Here is a 16058-nt window from a genome sequence, read left to right on the forward strand (position 1 = left end):
TTCCTGCAAAACTTCCTGTCATTTAATTGATCCGCTGGCCGCCGTCGCGGCGACGACGGCCAGCGGTTGCTGCGTCAAACCGGCTTATTTACCGGATTTGATCTTGGTCCAGCTGCGGGTCATTTCACGCTGGGTAGCGGCCGGCAGATCGGCGATCGCATACAGCTTGGCCTGCACGTCGGCTGGCGGGTAGATGCCCGGGTCGCTGGTGATGTCTTTGTTCACCAGCGGCGTTGCAGCGGCGTTACCGTTCGGGAAACGTACAGCGTTGGTGATGCCGGCCATGACTTCAGGCTTCTGCAGGAAGGTCATGAACTTGTAGGCGCCTTCAACGTTTTCGGCATCTTTAGGGATGGCGACCATGTCGAAGAAGCTGCCAGCGCCTTCCTTCGGAATGGCATAGCTGACTTTGACCTTGTCACCGGCCTCGGCGGCACGGGACTTGGCCTGCTGCACGTCACCCGAGTAGCCGACCGCTACACAGATGTTGCCGTTGGCCAGGTCCGAGATGTACTTGGAGGAGTGGAAGTAGGTGATCGAAGGACGAATCTTGAGGAACAGGTCCTCGGCTTTCTTGATGTCTTCTTTCTTCTGGGTGTCGGTAGGCAGGCCCAGGTAGTGCAGCGCGACCGGAAGCATTTCGGTCGGCGAGTCGAGGAAGCTCACGCCGCAGCTCTTGAGCTTGGCGATGTTTTCCGGCTTGAGCAGCACGTCCCACGAGTCGATGGTGTCGACGCCCAGCGCAGCCTTGACCTTCTCCGGGTTGTAACCGATGCCGATCGAACCCCACATGTACGGGAAGGCGTGCTTGTTGCCCGGGTCGCTGACCGACACGGCCTTGAGCAGGTCCTGGTTCAGGTTCTTCCAGTTAGGCAGCTTGGACTGGTCCAGTTCCTGATAAACACCAGCCTTGATCTGCTTGGCCAGGAAGTTGTTCGACGGCACGACCACGTCATAACCGGACTTGCCCGCCAGCAGCTTGGCTTCCAGGGTTTCGTTGCTGTCGAATACGTCGTAGACGACCTTGATCCCGGATTCTTTCTCGAAGTTGGCGATGGTGTCCGGCGCGATGTAGTCGGACCAGTTGTAGACGTGCAGTACCTTGTCATCCGCCTGAACCGCACCCGCCATCATGCCCGCAACGGACAAAGCGAGAAGAGTCTTGCCAGCAAGCTTTTTACCTAATGCCTTCATGCGTCATGCTCCAAATTTTTCTTTTTTGAACCACTTTGTTCAGCGGCCGAACCCGGACAACTGGAACTGCGGCTAGTCTGGCAAGATCGGAGGCGGTCTTTCAAGAAAAGGCCAACCTTTCTGACACCTTCGAGCGAGAGCGCCGCAGCTCCCCCGCTCGAAGCCTAGCACTTAGGCCTGCAACGCACTGAGGGTCAGATCCAGGCATTTACGTGCCTTGGTCACCAGCTCATCGATCTCCGCCTTGCTGATCACCAGCGGCGGCGCAATGATCATGGTGTCGCCCACGGCGCGCATGATCAGGCCGTTATCGAAGCAGAACTGCCGGCAGATCATGCCCACGCCCCGACCTTCGTAACGCTTGCGAGTGGCCTTGTCCTGCACCAGCTCGATCGCCCCCAGCAGACCAACGCCGCGCACTTCGCCCACCAACGGGTGGTTGTTGAGTTCGCGCAGACGTTTCTGCAAATACGGTGCCGTTTCGTTGTGCGCGTTCTCGATAATTTTCTCGTCGCGCAGGATGCGGATGTTTTCCAGACCCACCGCCGCCGCCACCGGGTGCCCGGAGTAGGTAAAGCCGTGGTTGAAATCGCCGCCCTCGTTGAGCACCTTCACCACTTCGTCACGGACGATCAGGCCACCCATCGGGATGTAGCCGGAGGTCAGGCCTTTGGCGATGGTCATCATGTCCGGCTTCAGGTCGTAGAAATCCGAACCGAACCACTCGCCGGTACGGCCGAAACCGCAGATCACCTCGTCAGCGACGAACAGGATGTCGTACCTGGCGAGAATTTCCTTGATGCGCGGCCAGTAGGTGTCCGGCGGAATGATCACGCCGCCAGCGCCCTGAATCGGCTCGGCAATAAAGGCGCCGACGTTATCCACGCCGACTTCGAGAATCTTCTCTTCCAGCTGATTGGCCGCCCAGATGCCGAACTCTTCCGGCGACATGTCGCCGCCCTCGGCGAACCAGTACGGCTGCGCGATATGGACGATGCCCGGGATCGGCAAGTCGCCTTGCTCGTGCATATAGGTCATGCCACCCAGGCTCGCGCCGGCCACGGTGGAACCGTGATAGCCGTTCTTGCGGCTGATGATGACTTTCTTGTTCGGCTGGCCCTTGATCGCCCAGTAATGGCGAACCATGCGCAGCATGGTGTCGTTGCCTTCGGAGCCGGAGCCGGTGAAGAACACGTGGTTCATGCCTTCAGGCGCCACGTCGGCGATGGCCTTGGCCAGTTCCAGCGCCGGCGGGTGCGCGGTCTGGAAGAACAGGTTGTAGTAAGGCAGTTCGCGCATCTGCTTCGCGGCGGCGTCAGCCAGCTCATCGCGGCCATAACCGATCGCCACGCACCACAGACCCGCCATGCCATCGAGGATCTTGTTGCCCTCGCTGTCCCACAGGTACACGCCCTTGGCGTTGGTGATGATCCGTGGACCCTTCTCTTTCAGCTGCTTGAAGTCGCTGAACGGGGCCAGGTGGTGATCGCTGCTCAGGGCTTGCCACTCACGGGTTTGCGGGTTGTTGCTGGTCATGCCAATTCTCCTTGTTATCGGTGAAGGCGCGGCTGCTGCCAGCCGCGCCCGGCGTATCAGACGGCGAAGAGCAGGTACTCACGCTCCCAGGAACTGATCACGCGCTTGAAGTTTTCATGCTCGGCCCGCTTGACCGCGACGTAGCCGGTGATGAAGGTCTTGCCCAGGTATTTCTCGATGGTCGCGCTGTTTTCCATACGCTCCAGCGCATCCTCGATGGTCAGCGGCAGGCGCAGGTTGCGGCGTTCATAGCCACGGCCAACGACTGGCGCGCTCGGATTGAGGCCTTCGACCATGCCGATGTAACCGCAGAGCAGGCTCGCGGCAATCGCCAGGTACGGGTTGGCGTCGGCGCCCGGCAGACGGTTTTCCACGCGGCGGTTCTGCGGGCCGGCATCCGGTACGCGCAGGCCCACGGTGCGGTTCTCTTCGCCCCACTCTACGTTCACCGGCGCCGAAGTGTCCGGCAGGAAGCGGCGGAACGAGTTGACGTTGGGGGCGAACAGCGGGAGCAGTTCCGGGATCAGTTTCTGCAGGCCACCGATGTGGTGCAGGAACAGCTGGCTCATGGTCCCGTCTTCATTGGAGAACACGTTTTTGCCGGTCTCGATGTCGATGATGCTCTGGTGCAGGTGCATCGCGCTGCCCGGCTCGCCGGTCATCGGCTTGGCCATGAAGGTTGCGGCCACGTCGTGCTTGAGTGCGGCTTCACGCATGGTGCGCTTGAACACCAGAATCTGGTCGGCCAGCGACAGCGCGTCACCGTGACGGAAGTTGATTTCCATCTGCGCCGTGCCGTCTTCGTGGATCAGCGTGTCGAGGTCGAGCTCCTGCAGTTCGCACCAGTCATAGACGTCTTCGAACAGCGGGTCGAATTCGTTCGCCGCTTCGATGGAGAACGACTGACGACCGATTTCCGGACGGCCCGAACGACCAATCGGCGGCTGCAACGGATAGTCGGGGTCGTCACTGCGCTTGGTCAGGTAGAACTCCATCTCCGGCGCCACGATCGGCTGCCAGCCCTTGTCGGCATAGAGTTTCAGGACTTTCTTGAGCACGTTGCGCGGCGACAGCTCGATCGGGTTGCCTTGCTTGTCGTAGGTGTCGTGGATCACCTGGGCGGTCGGCTCGATGGCCCATGGCACCAGGTACACGGCGTTCTGGTCGGGGCGGCAGATCATGTCGATGTCGGCCGGGTCGAGCAGTTCGTAATAGATGTCGTCTTCGACATAGTCGCCGGTTACGGTCTGCAACAGAACACTTTCCGGCAGGCGCATGCCCTTCTCGGCGATGAACTTGTTGGTCGGCGAGATCTTGCCCCGGGTGATACCGGTCAAGTCGCCGATCATGCATTCGACTTCTGTGATCTTGTGGTCTTTCAACCAATCGGTGAGCTGGTCGAGGTTGTTACTCATAAATGCCTCTGGGCTGAGTCTCCTGACATCGTGTCAGGCAAAGTTTGACGCCGTGGCGTCGCGTTAAAGGGGGCTTGCTTGCGCGCAGTGCCGGCTTACGCCTGGCACCGCGCATAGACAATGAAAGAGGAGCTTACCTGCCCTTTACGCTGGCGTTGCATTTCCTGTGCACATTCAATACGTGCAGAATCACGAGCACGGCTGGAGAAGCGGCACAGGTTTTGGGACTCAAAGGGATCTATATTGGAAGGGGACGCCATAAACAGAATGCTTTGTCGTACGTCCAGAATAACGGACGCTGCCGTTCTGGCTGCTGCCGACGAGAATATCGTCGACGGGCCGCAAGCCTTGCGGGCTGCACTACGGACGGATTTGTCGCCACTGATGTGTTGAGCATGCAGACCGGACTGTTGCGAGCAGTCGGTGATGCCGATTAACGGCAGGCGAGACATGAAGCACCCCGGTATTATTGCTGTTATGGGTTTGATCGGAGCTTAGCCTTGTTCATTTTTTTACACAACACCCCCGTAAAAAATACAACACGGCCTGCTCAAGCCCGCGGGTGCCAAGCGTCCCAAGGACAAAAAACCGCCCCAAAGTGCCCCATAAATGCCCTCGCAGCGCTTTTTTAGGGCAAAAAAGGCCTCGCTTGACTTCGGCATGCCGTTCGGGTTGACTGAAACCAGAAAAGATCAATGATTGATATTTTTAACAACAAAGGTGTTGCATCATGTCGGTACCCCCGCGTGCCGTTCAGCTTAACGAAGCGAACGCGTTCCTTAAGGAACATCCTGAGGTTCTGTACGTTGACCTTCTGATTGCGGATATGAATGGTGTGGTGCGCGGCAAGCGCATCGAACGCACCAGCCTCCACAAGGTTTACGAGAAAGGCATCAACCTGCCGGCCTCTCTATTTGCTCTGGATATCAATGGTTCTACGGTGGAAAGCACCGGCCTGGGTCTGGACATCGGCGACGCCGACCGGATCTGCTATCCAATCCCCGACACCCTGTGCAACGAGCCATGGCAGAAGCGCCCTACCGCGCAGCTGTTGATGACCATGCACGAACTCGAAGGCGACCCGTTCTTCGCCGACCCGCGCGAAGTGCTCCGTCAAGTTGTTGCAAAGTTTGACGAGCTGGGCCTGACCATCTGCGCAGCCTTCGAGCTGGAGTTCTACCTGATCGACCAGGAAAACGTGAACGGTCGTCCACAGCCGCCACGTTCACCGATCTCCGGCAAACGCCCACACTCGACCCAGGTCTACCTGATCGACGACCTCGACGAATACGTCGACTGCCTCCAGGACATTCTGGAAGGCGCCAAAGAGCAAGGCATCCCGGCCGACGCCATCGTCAAGGAAAGTGCCCCGGCGCAGTTCGAAGTGAACCTGCACCACGTCGCCGACCCGATCAAGGCGTGCGACTACGCAGTCCTGCTCAAGCGTCTGATCAAGAACATCGCCTACGACCATGAAATGGACACCACCTTCATGGCCAAGCCGTATCCGGGCCAGGCGGGTAATGGTCTGCACGTCCATATTTCGGTGCTCGACAAAGATGGCAAGAACATCTTTGCAAGCGAGGATCCCGAGCAGAACGCCGCGCTGCGTCACGCGATCGGCGGTGTGCTCGAGACCCTGCCGGCGCAGATGGCTTTCCTCTGCCCGAACGTCAACTCGTACCGTCGCTTCGGCGCGCAGTTCTATGTACCGAACTCGCCGTGCTGGGGCCTGGACAACCGCACCGTGGCGATCCGCGTACCGACCGGTTCTGCCGATGCCGTGCGTATCGAACATCGCGTGGCCGGCGCCGACGCCAACCCTTACCTGCTGATGGCTTCGGTCCTGGCCGGCGTGCATCACGGTCTGGTGAACAAGATCGAACCGGGCGCTCCGGTCGAAGGCAACAGCTACGAGCAGAACGAACAAAGCCTGCCGAACAACTTGCGCGATGCCCTGCGTGAGCTGGACGACAGCGAGGTGATGGCCAAATACATCGATCCGAAATACATCGATATCTTCGTCGCCTGCAAGGAAAGCGAGCTGGAGGAGTTCGAACACTCCATCTCCGACCTTGAGTACAACTGGTATCTGCATACCGTTTAAGCGGGTTGCAGGAATAAAAAGCGCTGCCGGCCATTTCAGCCCGCAGCGCTTTTTTATGGCAGAACACAACCCCCTGTGTTTGGTGTGAATGGCCGCCTGCGGCGGATCGCTGGCAAGCCAGCTCCCACAGGTTCTTCGTCGAACATAAATTCCGAGTACACAAACATTCCTTGTGGGAGCTGGCTTGCCAGCGATGGCGTCCGGGCAGACAACATCGAACCCGGCTCGTACAATGCCCGCTGCCCCGCAGGAGACTTCCATGACGCGTCCCGCCCCCGTCCGCAAACCCCGTGCCCGCAGCCAGGCGCGAATCGATTCGATACTCGACGCCGCGCGCACGCTGCTGGCCGCCGAGGGTGTGGCCAGTCTGTCGATCTACAGCGTCGCCGAACGCGCGCAGATTCCGCCGTCCTCCGTGTACCACTTCTTCGCCAGCGTCCCGGCGCTGCTCGAAGCGCTGACGGCAGATGTGCACGCAGCGTTTCGCGCCTGCCTGCAGGCACCGATCGCCCACGAAGCGCTGCAAGACTGGCGCGACCTCTCGCGACTGATCGAGCAACGCATGCTGGAGATCTATGACGAAGACGCTGCCGCCCGCCAGTTGATCCTCGCCCAGCACGGCCTGACCGAAGTGACCCAGGCCGACCGGCAGCACGACATCGAACTGGGCGACCTGATGCACAAGCTGTTCGACCATCACTTCGAATTGCCGCGCCTGCCAAGCGATGTCGACGTGTTCGCGCTGGCGATGGAACTGGGCGACCGCGTGTATGCACGCTCGGTGCAGCAGCACGGGCAGATCACGCCGCGCATGGCCGAGGAAGGGATGCGGGTGTTTGATGCCTATCTCGGGTTGTATCTGCCGCCTTATCTACCCAAGAGACATCTGGTGAGCTGAATGGCCTCATCGCTGGCAAGCCAGCTCCCACAAGGAGCTTCTGTGTATGCAGATTTGGTGACCGACAGATAACCTGTGGGAGCTGGCTTGCCAGCGATGGCCGCGACACCATCCTCAGCTGATGCAGATAACAAAAAACCCCGAAGGGCTCACGCCTTTCGGGGTTTGTTTTTATCCACAGGCTTACAACTTGGCGATCGACACCTCGGTGGATTTCACAAAGGCGATCACCTCGCTGCCCACCGCCAGTTCCAGCTCCTTGACCGAGCGGGTGGTGATCACCGAAGTGACGATGCCGGAAGCGGTTTGCACGTCGATTTCCGACAGCACGTCGCCGAGAACGATCTCCTTGATCGAGCCTTTGAACTGGTTGCGCACGTTGATGGCTTTGATAGTCATGGCTTTGATTCCTGTCGTTGATAAAGCTTGAGTTATTGCGCCCAACGCAATTGCGTAGGCAGTGGTGAAACAGGTTCCGGCTCCGGCGGCTCGCCGGGCAGGGACAGAACACGGTTGAGCACTTCGGTTTCCAGCGCCGCCAGTCGATGCGATCCGCGCACTCGCGGACGTGGCAGTTCCACTTGCAGGTCGAGGCCGACTTCGCCGTCCTCGATCAGAATCACCCGGTCGGCAATCGCCACCGCTTCGCTGACGTCGTGAGTTACCAGCAACACGGTGAACCCATGCTTTTGCCAGAGTCGTTCGATCAGTTGCTGCATCTCGATCCGGGTCAGCGCATCCAGCGCACCCAGCGGCTCGTCGAGCAGCAGCAGGCGCGGTTGATGAATCAGCGCCCGGGCCAACGCCACGCGCTGCTTCTGCCCACCGGACAAGGCGGCCGGCCACTCGTTGGCGCGATCGGCCAGACCGACCGCCTCCAGCGCTTGCAGGGCTTGCGGGCGCCAGTTGCCTTTAAGGCCGAGGCCGACGTTGTCGATGATCTTTTTCCACGGCAGCAGCCGTGCTTCCTGGAACATCAGGCGGGTGTCTTCCCGCGCATCGCTCAGCGGGGCGGCACCGGCCAGCAGGTCGCCGCCAGTCGGCTGATCGAGGCCGGCGAGCAAGCGCAGCAAGGTGCTCTTGCCGCAACCGCTGCGCCCGACCACGGCGACGAATTGCCCCGCCGGAATGTGCAGATCGATGTCGCGCAGCACCTGCCGCGCACCGAAGGTTTTCTGCAGATTGCGCACCACCAGCGGAATCCCGCGCAGCAGGCGTGGAGGTTGTTGAGCGGTCATGCCGCACCTCCCCTGGCAACCTGATAGGCCGGATGCCAGCGCAACCACACACGCTCAAGGCCACGGGCAGCGAGGTCGGCGAGCTTGCCGAGCACCGCGTAAAGCAGGATCGCCAGCACCACCACGTCGGTCTGCAAAAACTCGCGGGCATTCATCGCCAGATAGCCAATGCCGGAACTGGCGGAAATGGTTTCGGCGACGATCAGCGTCAGCCACATGAAGCCCAGCGCGAAGCGCACACCGACCAGAATCGACGGCAGTGCGCCCGGCAGAATCACCTGCCAGAACAGGCTGAAACCGCTCAAGCCATAACTGCGCGCCATCTCCACCAGCGCCGGATCGACGTTGCGGATGCCGTGATAAGTGTTGAGGTAAATCGGGAACAACGTGCCCAGTGCGACCAGGAAAATCTTCGCCGACTCGTCGATGCCGAACCACAGGATGACCAGCGGAATCAGTGCCAGGTGCGGCACGTTGCGGATCATCTGCACCGAGCTGTCGAGCAGGCGTTCGCCCCACTTCGACAGGCCGGTGATGAAGCCCAGCACCAGGCCGATGCTGCCGCCGATGGTGAAGCCCAGCGCCGCGCGCCAGCCGCTGATTGCCAGATGCGTCCAGATCTCGCCGCTGCGCACCAGACTGACACCGGCCTCGATCACCGCCACCGGTGCCGGCAGGATCCGTGTCGACAACCAACCGGCCGACACCGACAACTGCCACACCGCCAGCAACAGCACCGGCAACGCCCAGGGCGCGAGGCTGTGGATAAATTTGTTCATGGCGCGCCTCAGCTCTGCGACGCGGCTTTGGGAAGAATGTCGTTGGCCACCATCTCGCCGAACGGGCTGACGTAACCGGCGCTTTTCGGCAGCTCCGGACGCTCGATGTCGAGGTGCGGGAACAGCAATTCAGCGACGCGGTACGACTCTTCGAGGTGTGGATAACCGGAGAAGATGAAAGTATCGATGCCCAGATCCGCGTACTCCTTTACCCGAGCGGCTACGGTCGGTCCATCACCAACCAGCGCCGTACCGGCACCACCACGCACCAGGCCGACGCCGGCCCACAGGTTGGGGCTGACTTCGAGGTTGTCGCGACTGCCGCCATGCAGCGCGGCCATGCGTTGTTGACCGACCGAATCAAAACGCGCCAGCGACGCTTGCGCACGTTTGATGGTGTCGTCGTCCAGATGCGAGATCAGCCGGTCTGCCGCTTGCCAGGCTTCGGCGTTGGTTTCGCGCACGATCACATGCAGACGAATGCCGAAGCGCACGGTACGCCCGAGCTTGGCGGCTTTGGCACGAACCTGTTCGATCTTCTCGGCCACCGCGGCTGGCGGTTCGCCCCAGGTCAGTACCATCTCGACCTGTTCGGCGGCCAGATCCTGCGCCGCTTCCGAGGAGCCGCCGAAGTACAGCGGCGGACGCGGTTGCTGGATCGGCGGATAGAGCAGCTTGGCGCCCTTCACGCTGATGTGTTCGCCGTCGTAATCGACGGTTTCGCCTTCGAGCACCCGACGCCAGATGCGAGTGAATTCCACCGAGGCTTGATAACGCTCTTCGTGGTTGAGGAACAGACCATCACCGGCCAGCTCTTCCGGGTCACCGCCGGTCACCAGGTTGAACAGCGCACGACCGCCGGACAGACGATCCAGCGTCGCTGCCTGCCGCGCCGCCACCGTCGGGGAAATGATCCCGGGGCGCAGGGCAACAAGGAACTTCAGACGCTGGGTCACCGGGATCAACGACGCGGCCACCAGCCACGAGTCTTCGCAGGAGCGGCCGGTGGGAATCAGCACACCGCCGAAACCCAGGCGATCCGCCGCTTGCGCAACCTGTTGCAGATAACCGTGATCGACGGCGCGGGCGCCTTCGGCGGTGCCAAGGTAATGGCCGTCGCCGTGGGTAGGCAGGAACCAGAAGATGTTGAGGCTCATGGAGTGGTCTCCTTGGGGATTCGATTTACTGGGCTTGGCTAACCGAGCTTTGGGCCACAGCGGCCGGTGGGGTCCAGATCACATCCTTGATGCTCAACGGCTTGGGGATCAGCTTGAGCTGGTAGAAGGTGTCGGCGATTTTCTGTTGCGCGGCGACCACTTCCGGGGTCAGGAACAGCGCACCGTAGCCCTGGCGTTTCACCGAGGTCAGGGTGATGTCCGCCGGCAGGCCAAGCAGCGGCGCGACCTGCTGGGTCACGTCTTCAGGGTTGGCTTTGGACCACTCGCCCACAGCGCGCACTTCTTCGACGAGGGTCTTGATCACCTCGGGATTTTTCTGCGCGTAAGGTTTGGTCGCGAGGTAGAACTGATGGTTGTCGACGATGCCTTTGCCGTCACGCAGGGTGTGCGCTTGCAGCTGTTGCTCGGCAGCGGCCTGGTACGGGTCCCAGATCACCCAGGCGTCGACGCTGCCACGTTCGAACGCGGCGCGAGCATCGGCCGGCGGCAGGAATACCGTCTGGATGTCGGAGTATTTGAGGCCGGCGTCTTCCAGTGCGCGCACCAGCAGGTAGTGCACGTTGGAGCCTTTGTTCAGGGCGACTTTCTTGCCCTTGAGATCCGCCACCGATTTGATCGGCGAATCTTTCGGCACGAGGATCGCTTCGCTGTTCGGCGCTGGCGGTTCGTAGGCGACGTAGAGCAGATCAGCGCCCGCCGCTTGGGCGAACACTGGCGGAGTCTCACCGGTCACGCCGAAGTCGATCGAGCCGACGTTCAGGCCTTCGAGCAGTTGCGGGCCGCCGGGGAATTCAGTCCATTGCACGTCCACGCCTTGCGCGGCCAGACGCTTTTCCAGAGTGCCCTTGGCTTTGAGCAGCACCAGCGTGCCGTACTTCTGATAACCGATCCGTAGAGTCTCGGCCTGAGCTTGAGTAATGGCGCCGAAGGACACAGCCGCAGCAAACAGAGCGACCAGACCACGACGCAAAAATACAGTGCGCATAGCGCTCTCCTTTTTGCTGTTGGGTTGTGGCTGCACCTGCTTGGCCGTTGACGGCTGAGTAAGGTGAGTACTTCAAATTCCGGTGAGGCTTAAATGCTCCAGCGAGCACTCAACAAACGTTCATTCAACAGGCCCGGCTCCAGCGGTTTTGGCCGGCGGGCCATGGCACTGACAAACTGATCCAGCGCTTCATGCAGACGCTGCTCCAGCGCCGGCGCCAACTGCGCCGCGGCACTGCCTTCGCCGTAAGCGATCTGGCTGTCCTCGGCGAAAATGCCTTGCAGCATCTCCTGGGCTTTCAATGCCGACAGCACCGGTTTGAGCGCGTAATCGACCACCAGCATGTGGGCGATGCTGCCACCCGTGGCCATCGGCAAAACGATCTTGTGGTTCAAGGCGCGTTCGGGCAGCAGATCGAGCACGGTCTTCAGCGCGCCGGAAAACGACGCCTTGTACACCGGCGTGGCGATCAGCAGACCGTCGGCGTTTTCAATCTGCGCCAGCAGGTCGAGCACTTTCGGGCTGTCGAAACGGGCGTGGAGCAGGTCTTCGGCCGGGAAGTCCCGCACCTGATAACTCACCACTTCCACCCCTTGCTCCTGCAACCAGCGTTGCGAGCGCTCGAGCAACACTCCTGAGCGGGAGCGCTGGCTGGGACTGCCACCGAGTGAGACGACCAGCATTCAGACAATTCCTTGCGCGTTACAGGCGATTCGCGGGTTGCGATCTCGCGTCATGGAGTGACCTTACCAGCTGATTTATATATCCATAAATCATATTTATTCATTTGGTTATTCGTTTAAGAGATATGCGATCTGCTTTGGTGCGGGCAAAAAACAGGCCGTGAAAACGGCCTGAAATCCCCTGCTTAGTGGTTCTGCGTTGAACGGACTGGCGCTATCGCGAGCAGGCTCACTCCTACAGGGGAACGCATTTCAAATGTAGGAGTGAGCCTGCTCGCGATGACGGTGGTGGCTACGCCGCCAATCTCACTGATTCACTTGTTCGGCTGCGGCGTCAGGCGCAGGTATGGCTTGACCGCACGATAGCCTTTCGGGAAGCGCCGCTTGATTTCTTCTTCGTCCTTGAGCGACGGCACGATCACCACCTCCTCACCGTCCTGCCAGTTGGCCGGGGTGGCCACCTTGTAGTTGTCGGTGAGCTGCAGCGAATCGATCACCCGCAGGATCTCGTGAAAGTTGCGCCCGGTGCTCGCCGGGTAGGTGATGGTCAGGCGGATCTTCTTGTTCGGATCGATCACGAACAGCGAGCGCACGGTCAGGGTGTCGTTGGCGTTCGGATGGATCAGGTCATAGAGGTCGGAAACCTTGCGATCGGCATCGGCCAGGATCGGGAAGTTGACGATGGTGTTCTGGGTTTCGTTGATGTCTTCGATCCACTTGTGGTGCGAGTCCACCGGGTCGACCGACAGCGCGATGGCTTTGACGCCACGCTTGGCGAACTCATCCTTGAGCTTGGCGGTGAAGCCCAGCTCGGTGGTGCACACCGGGGTGAAGTCGGCCGGGTGGGAGAACAGCACGCCCCAGCTATCGCCCAGCCACTCGTGGAAACGAATCTTGCCGGCGCTGGAATCCTGTTCGAAGTCGGGGGCGATGTCGCCGAGTCTGAGGCTCATGGTGCTGCTCCTGATGAGTTGTTGGAGAACTCAACTGTAGCTCGGGATTTGCCATCATGAAAAAGAATAAATAACTAGATATCTAGTACTTAAAGGAATATTAAACATCGTTCACTGGACGCTCGCCGGCATCGCGACGAACATCGCCCTCAAGGTTCGAGAAGGCCTTGAGTAGCTGCAAAAGAGGGGAATTCCGGGACAGGCTTACGGGGGTGAGTCTGACCCGGAAATGCAAAAGCCCCATCCGGCACGGTGCCGGACGGGGCTTTTTTACATCAACCGCTTGAGCGCGCTATTACAGCAGCGGGATCGAGTAGCTGACGATCAGGCGGTTTTCGTCCTGGGAACGGGTGTTCGCCAGATCGGTACGCCACATCGCGTTTTTCCAGGCAACGCCGAGGTTTTTCAGCGGGCCTTCCGGAATCACGTAACCGATGGTCAGGTCACGTTCCCACTCGGTTTTTTCGCCCAGCGGAGTGTCGATGTTGTTGCCACGCAGATAGATCAGGTTGGCGGTCAGGCCAGGAACGCCGATCTTGGCGAAATCGTAGCCGTAGCGAGCCTGCCAGGTACGCTCGCCAGCACGGGCGAACTTCTGGATCTGCATGTCGGTGATGGTGCTGTTGGACGAGCCGTCACCCTGGTTCAGCCAAGGGAAGTCGCTGTCGCCTTTGGTGTACTGGTAGCCAGCACCGAAGGTGTGACCTTCAACCGAGTACAGTGCCAGGTAGCTGTACAGATCGTTGTCGACTTTGCCCTTGGTGGTAGTGCCACCGTAGTAACCGCTGGTGTAGTAGGCAGCGGTATCGCCGTTGGCACCGTTGTCACGACTGCGGTAGTAACGCAGGTCGCTTTTCAGTACGCCCGGGCCGATTGCCCAGTTGTGTACCAGACCCAGGAAGTTCTGCGAGTAGAAGTCCTTCAGCTCGCCGTAGTAGTACGAAGCGGTCAGGTCTTTGTTGATCTTGTAGTCAGCACCACCGTAGTAGAACTTGTTGCTGAACACGCCTTTGTCGTAGTTCGAACCAGCGTTCGCACCGGCAATCGACATGTTCTCGTTGTTGCTGGAGTTACGACCTTTCACGGCCTCAACCTGACCGGCAGTCAGGGTCAGGTCCTTGAACTCGTTCGAGGTGATCGCTTCGCCCTGGAAGGTTTGCGGCAGCAGACGACCGTCGTTGTACTTGATGACCGGGTTGTTCGGCATCAGGGTACCGACCTTCAGCTCTGTCTGGGAGATCTTGACCTTGCCGGTCACGCCCAGGCTGGCGAAGTCATTCACAGCGCGATTGCCGTCGCTTGGGAACACAGTGCCACCCGACGACGTACCGGCGGCGTTGCCGCTCTTGGCCGGGCTGGAATCCAGACGCACGCCGTACAGGCCGATCGCGTCAACACCGAACTGCACGGTGCCTTGGGTGTAACCCGAGATGAAACGCAGATCGAAGCCTTGGCCCCACTCTTCGTTCTTGTTCGGGCCAGTGCCGTCACGGTTGTCGGTGTTGATGTAGAAGTTGCGCAGGCCCAGAGTGGCCTTGCTGTCTTCGATGAAACCGGCGGCGCCTGCCTGCTGCGCCAAAACCCCTACGGCCACAGCCAGGGCCAAGGTGGACTTGTTCATGTAAAGCTCCTCTCGTTTCTAATTCTTGTGTTCCTGGTCCTGGTCGAATGCCCGGATCCGTAGGTTCGCGATTAGCGCCAGAGCGTGACTGACAAGTCAATCGTAACCTTGTGTGTCTACGACCAAGGTCTAATCGCAGTATTTGGGTCCCTGCACAGTACTGACTTTCCTGATAACCCCAAAAAGAATTATTTCATTCTTTTTTATACCATTCGGGTATATGGCCCAGTAATGGCCACCTGCAGCGCAACACAGGATATCGGCTACTAAGCTAATTACTAAATGGTATTTGTTCGCCTATTTTTAGATCGATTAGCGTTGACGTATTCGAAACACGTCAAACCCTATCCAAAAGGCGACGCCATCATGGCCAAACGGGCACTATCTAGTCAATTTGTTACAGTTTGTGTGTCAGCGATAATTTCTTTCTCCGCTCAAGCCGCCAACCTCACGGTGGGTTATCAAACCGGTATCGACCCGAGCAAAGTCCCCCAAGCCGACGGTACTTACGAAACAACCATCGGCCAGAAGATCGACTGGCGACGCTTCAATAGTGGCCCGGAAGTTGTGACAGCCATTGCATCGGGCGACGTACAGATCGGCAACCTCGGCTCCAGCCCTTTGGCAGCCGCCGCTTCACGCAATCTGCCGATCGTCGCCTTCATTGTTTCGGCGCAGATCAATGCCGCCGAAGCCTTGGTGGTGCGCAATGGCAGCGGGATCAACACCCCGCAGGATCTGGTCGGCAAGACCATCGCCACGCCCTTCGTTTCCACCTCCCACTACAGTCTGCTCGGTGCTCTCAAGCACTGGGGCCTGGACACCTCGAAAGTCAAAGTGGTGAACCTGCAACCGGCGGAAATCGCCGCAGCCTGGAAGCGTGGGGATATCGATGGCGCGTTTGTCTGGTCGCCAGCACTGGGGGAAATCCGCAAGACCGGCAAGACCCTGACCGATGCCGCTCAAGTCGGCCAATGGGGAGCACCGACCTTCGAAGTCTGGGTCGCGCGCAAGGATTTCGCCGAGAAGCACCCTGACGTGGTAGCCAAATTTGCCAAGGTCACTCTAGACGCGTTTGCCGATTACGCCAGCCATAAAGACAGCTGGACGGCCGACTCGGCGCCGGTGCAGAAAATCGCCAAATTGACCGGTGCCAACGCCGCTGATGTACCGGAGCTGCTGGCCGGCTCGGCCTTCCCCGATGCCAAGGCACAGCAAACCACCGCACTGCTGGACGGCGGCACGGCGAAAGCGATTGGTGAGACGGCGAAGTTTTTGAAGGAACAGGGCAAGGTCGAGACGGTGCTGCCGGACTATTCGCCGTACGTCAGTGCGAAGTTTGTACCTGAATAAAGATACATATGTGGCGAGGGAGCTTGCTCCCGCTGGAGGCCGAAGGACTCCCAATTCCGGCAAACACCGGTTTGGGGCCGCTTCGCAGCCCAGCGGGAGCAAGCTCCCTCACCACAAG

Annotated in this window: 14 protein-coding genes; 3 read left to right on the forward strand and 11 right to left on the reverse strand. The window is 59.8% G+C overall.

The annotated features are described in order from the left end of the window. Positions 1 to 84: 84 nt before the first annotated feature. The 3 genes from ABV589_RS13310 to ABV589_RS13320 all read right to left on the reverse strand — a co-directional run bounded on the left by ABV589_RS13310 (position 85) and on the right by ABV589_RS13320 (position 4145). Positions 85 to 1194 carry a polyamine ABC transporter substrate-binding protein gene (locus ABV589_RS13310; protein ID WP_007967997.1) on the reverse strand — a complete coding sequence of 370 codons (1110 nt, stop codon included), beginning with the start codon at positions 1192 to 1194 and terminating at the stop codon, positions 85 to 87. Positions 1195 to 1365: 171 nt separating this feature from the next. Next, positions 1366 to 2730, reverse strand: coding sequence for an aspartate aminotransferase family protein (locus ABV589_RS13315; protein ID WP_367086122.1), 1365 nt, complete (start codon positions 2728 to 2730; stop codon positions 1366 to 1368). A 56-nt stretch (positions 2731 to 2786) separates the two neighbouring features. Then, the gene (locus tag ABV589_RS13320; protein ID WP_007967993.1) at positions 2787 to 4145 is read right to left on the reverse strand and encodes a glutamine synthetase family protein; all 1359 of its coding nucleotides are present in this window, start codon (positions 4143 to 4145) and stop codon (positions 2787 to 2789) included. Between the two features lie 730 nt (positions 4146 to 4875). Here ABV589_RS13320 and ABV589_RS13325 point away from each other — a divergent pair. Together ABV589_RS13325 and ABV589_RS13330 are read left to right on the forward strand one after the other, a co-directional pair. Further along, entirely contained in the window at positions 4876 to 6252 is a 1377-nt protein-coding gene (locus ABV589_RS13325) for a glutamine synthetase family protein (protein WP_003229254.1), read from the forward strand. Between the two features lie 259 nt (positions 6253 to 6511). Further along, the gene (locus tag ABV589_RS13330) at positions 6512 to 7150 is read left to right on the forward strand and encodes a TetR/AcrR family transcriptional regulator (RefSeq protein WP_367086123.1); all 639 of its coding nucleotides are present in this window, start codon (positions 6512 to 6514) and stop codon (positions 7148 to 7150) included. Between the two features lie 183 nt (positions 7151 to 7333). On the opposite strand, the gene ABV589_RS13335 is transcribed toward ABV589_RS13330, so the two are convergent. From ABV589_RS13335 to ABV589_RS13370, 8 genes are all read right to left on the reverse strand, one after another. Continuing rightward, positions 7334 to 7549, reverse strand: a complete 216-nt coding sequence (locus ABV589_RS13335) for a TOBE domain-containing protein (RefSeq protein ID WP_007967989.1) — start codon at positions 7547 to 7549, stop codon at positions 7334 to 7336. Between the two features lie 32 nt (positions 7550 to 7581). Beyond that, the gene (ssuB, locus tag ABV589_RS13340; protein WP_367086124.1) at positions 7582 to 8388 is read right to left on the reverse strand and encodes an aliphatic sulfonates ABC transporter ATP-binding protein; all 807 of its coding nucleotides are present in this window, start codon (positions 8386 to 8388) and stop codon (positions 7582 to 7584) included. Then, positions 8385 to 9167 carry an aliphatic sulfonate ABC transporter permease SsuC gene (gene ssuC / locus ABV589_RS13345; protein WP_367086125.1) on the reverse strand — a complete coding sequence of 261 codons (783 nt, stop codon included), beginning with the start codon at positions 9165 to 9167 and terminating at the stop codon, positions 8385 to 8387. Before ssuC ends, ssuB begins: the two co-directional genes overlap by 4 nt. Before the next feature lie 8 nt (positions 9168 to 9175). Further along, complete coding sequence (gene ssuD / locus ABV589_RS13350; RefSeq protein WP_003229262.1) at positions 9176 to 10324, reverse strand: FMNH2-dependent alkanesulfonate monooxygenase; 1149 nt, start codon at positions 10322 to 10324, stop codon at positions 9176 to 9178. Between the two features lie 25 nt (positions 10325 to 10349). Next, complete coding sequence (locus ABV589_RS13355) at positions 10350 to 11330, reverse strand: sulfonate ABC transporter substrate-binding protein (protein ID WP_367086126.1); 981 nt, start codon at positions 11328 to 11330, stop codon at positions 10350 to 10352. An 89-nt stretch (positions 11331 to 11419) separates the two neighbouring features. Beyond that, positions 11420 to 12013, reverse strand: a complete 594-nt coding sequence (ssuE, locus tag ABV589_RS13360; protein ID WP_108590094.1) for an NADPH-dependent FMN reductase — start codon at positions 12011 to 12013, stop codon at positions 11420 to 11422. 314 nt (positions 12014 to 12327) lie between these two features. Continuing rightward, a complete protein-coding gene (locus ABV589_RS13365; RefSeq protein WP_007967980.1) occupies positions 12328 to 12966 on the reverse strand; it encodes a peroxiredoxin in 639 nt (212 codons plus the stop codon). A 295-nt stretch (positions 12967 to 13261) separates the two neighbouring features. Next, a complete protein-coding gene (locus ABV589_RS13370) occupies positions 13262 to 14587 on the reverse strand; it encodes an OprD family porin (protein ID WP_367086127.1) in 1326 nt (441 codons plus the stop codon). Between the two features lie 366 nt (positions 14588 to 14953). On the opposite strand from ABV589_RS13370, the gene tauA reads away from it, so the two are divergent. Continuing rightward, the gene (tauA, locus tag ABV589_RS13375) at positions 14954 to 15940 is read left to right on the forward strand and encodes a taurine ABC transporter substrate-binding protein (RefSeq protein ID WP_367086128.1); all 987 of its coding nucleotides are present in this window, start codon (positions 14954 to 14956) and stop codon (positions 15938 to 15940) included. Positions 15941 to 16058 lie beyond the last annotated feature (118 nt).

The sequence above is a fragment of the Pseudomonas sp. HOU2 genome (genome assembly GCF_040729435.1).
Lineage (GTDB): Bacteria > Pseudomonadota > Gammaproteobacteria > Pseudomonadales > Pseudomonadaceae > Aquipseudomonas.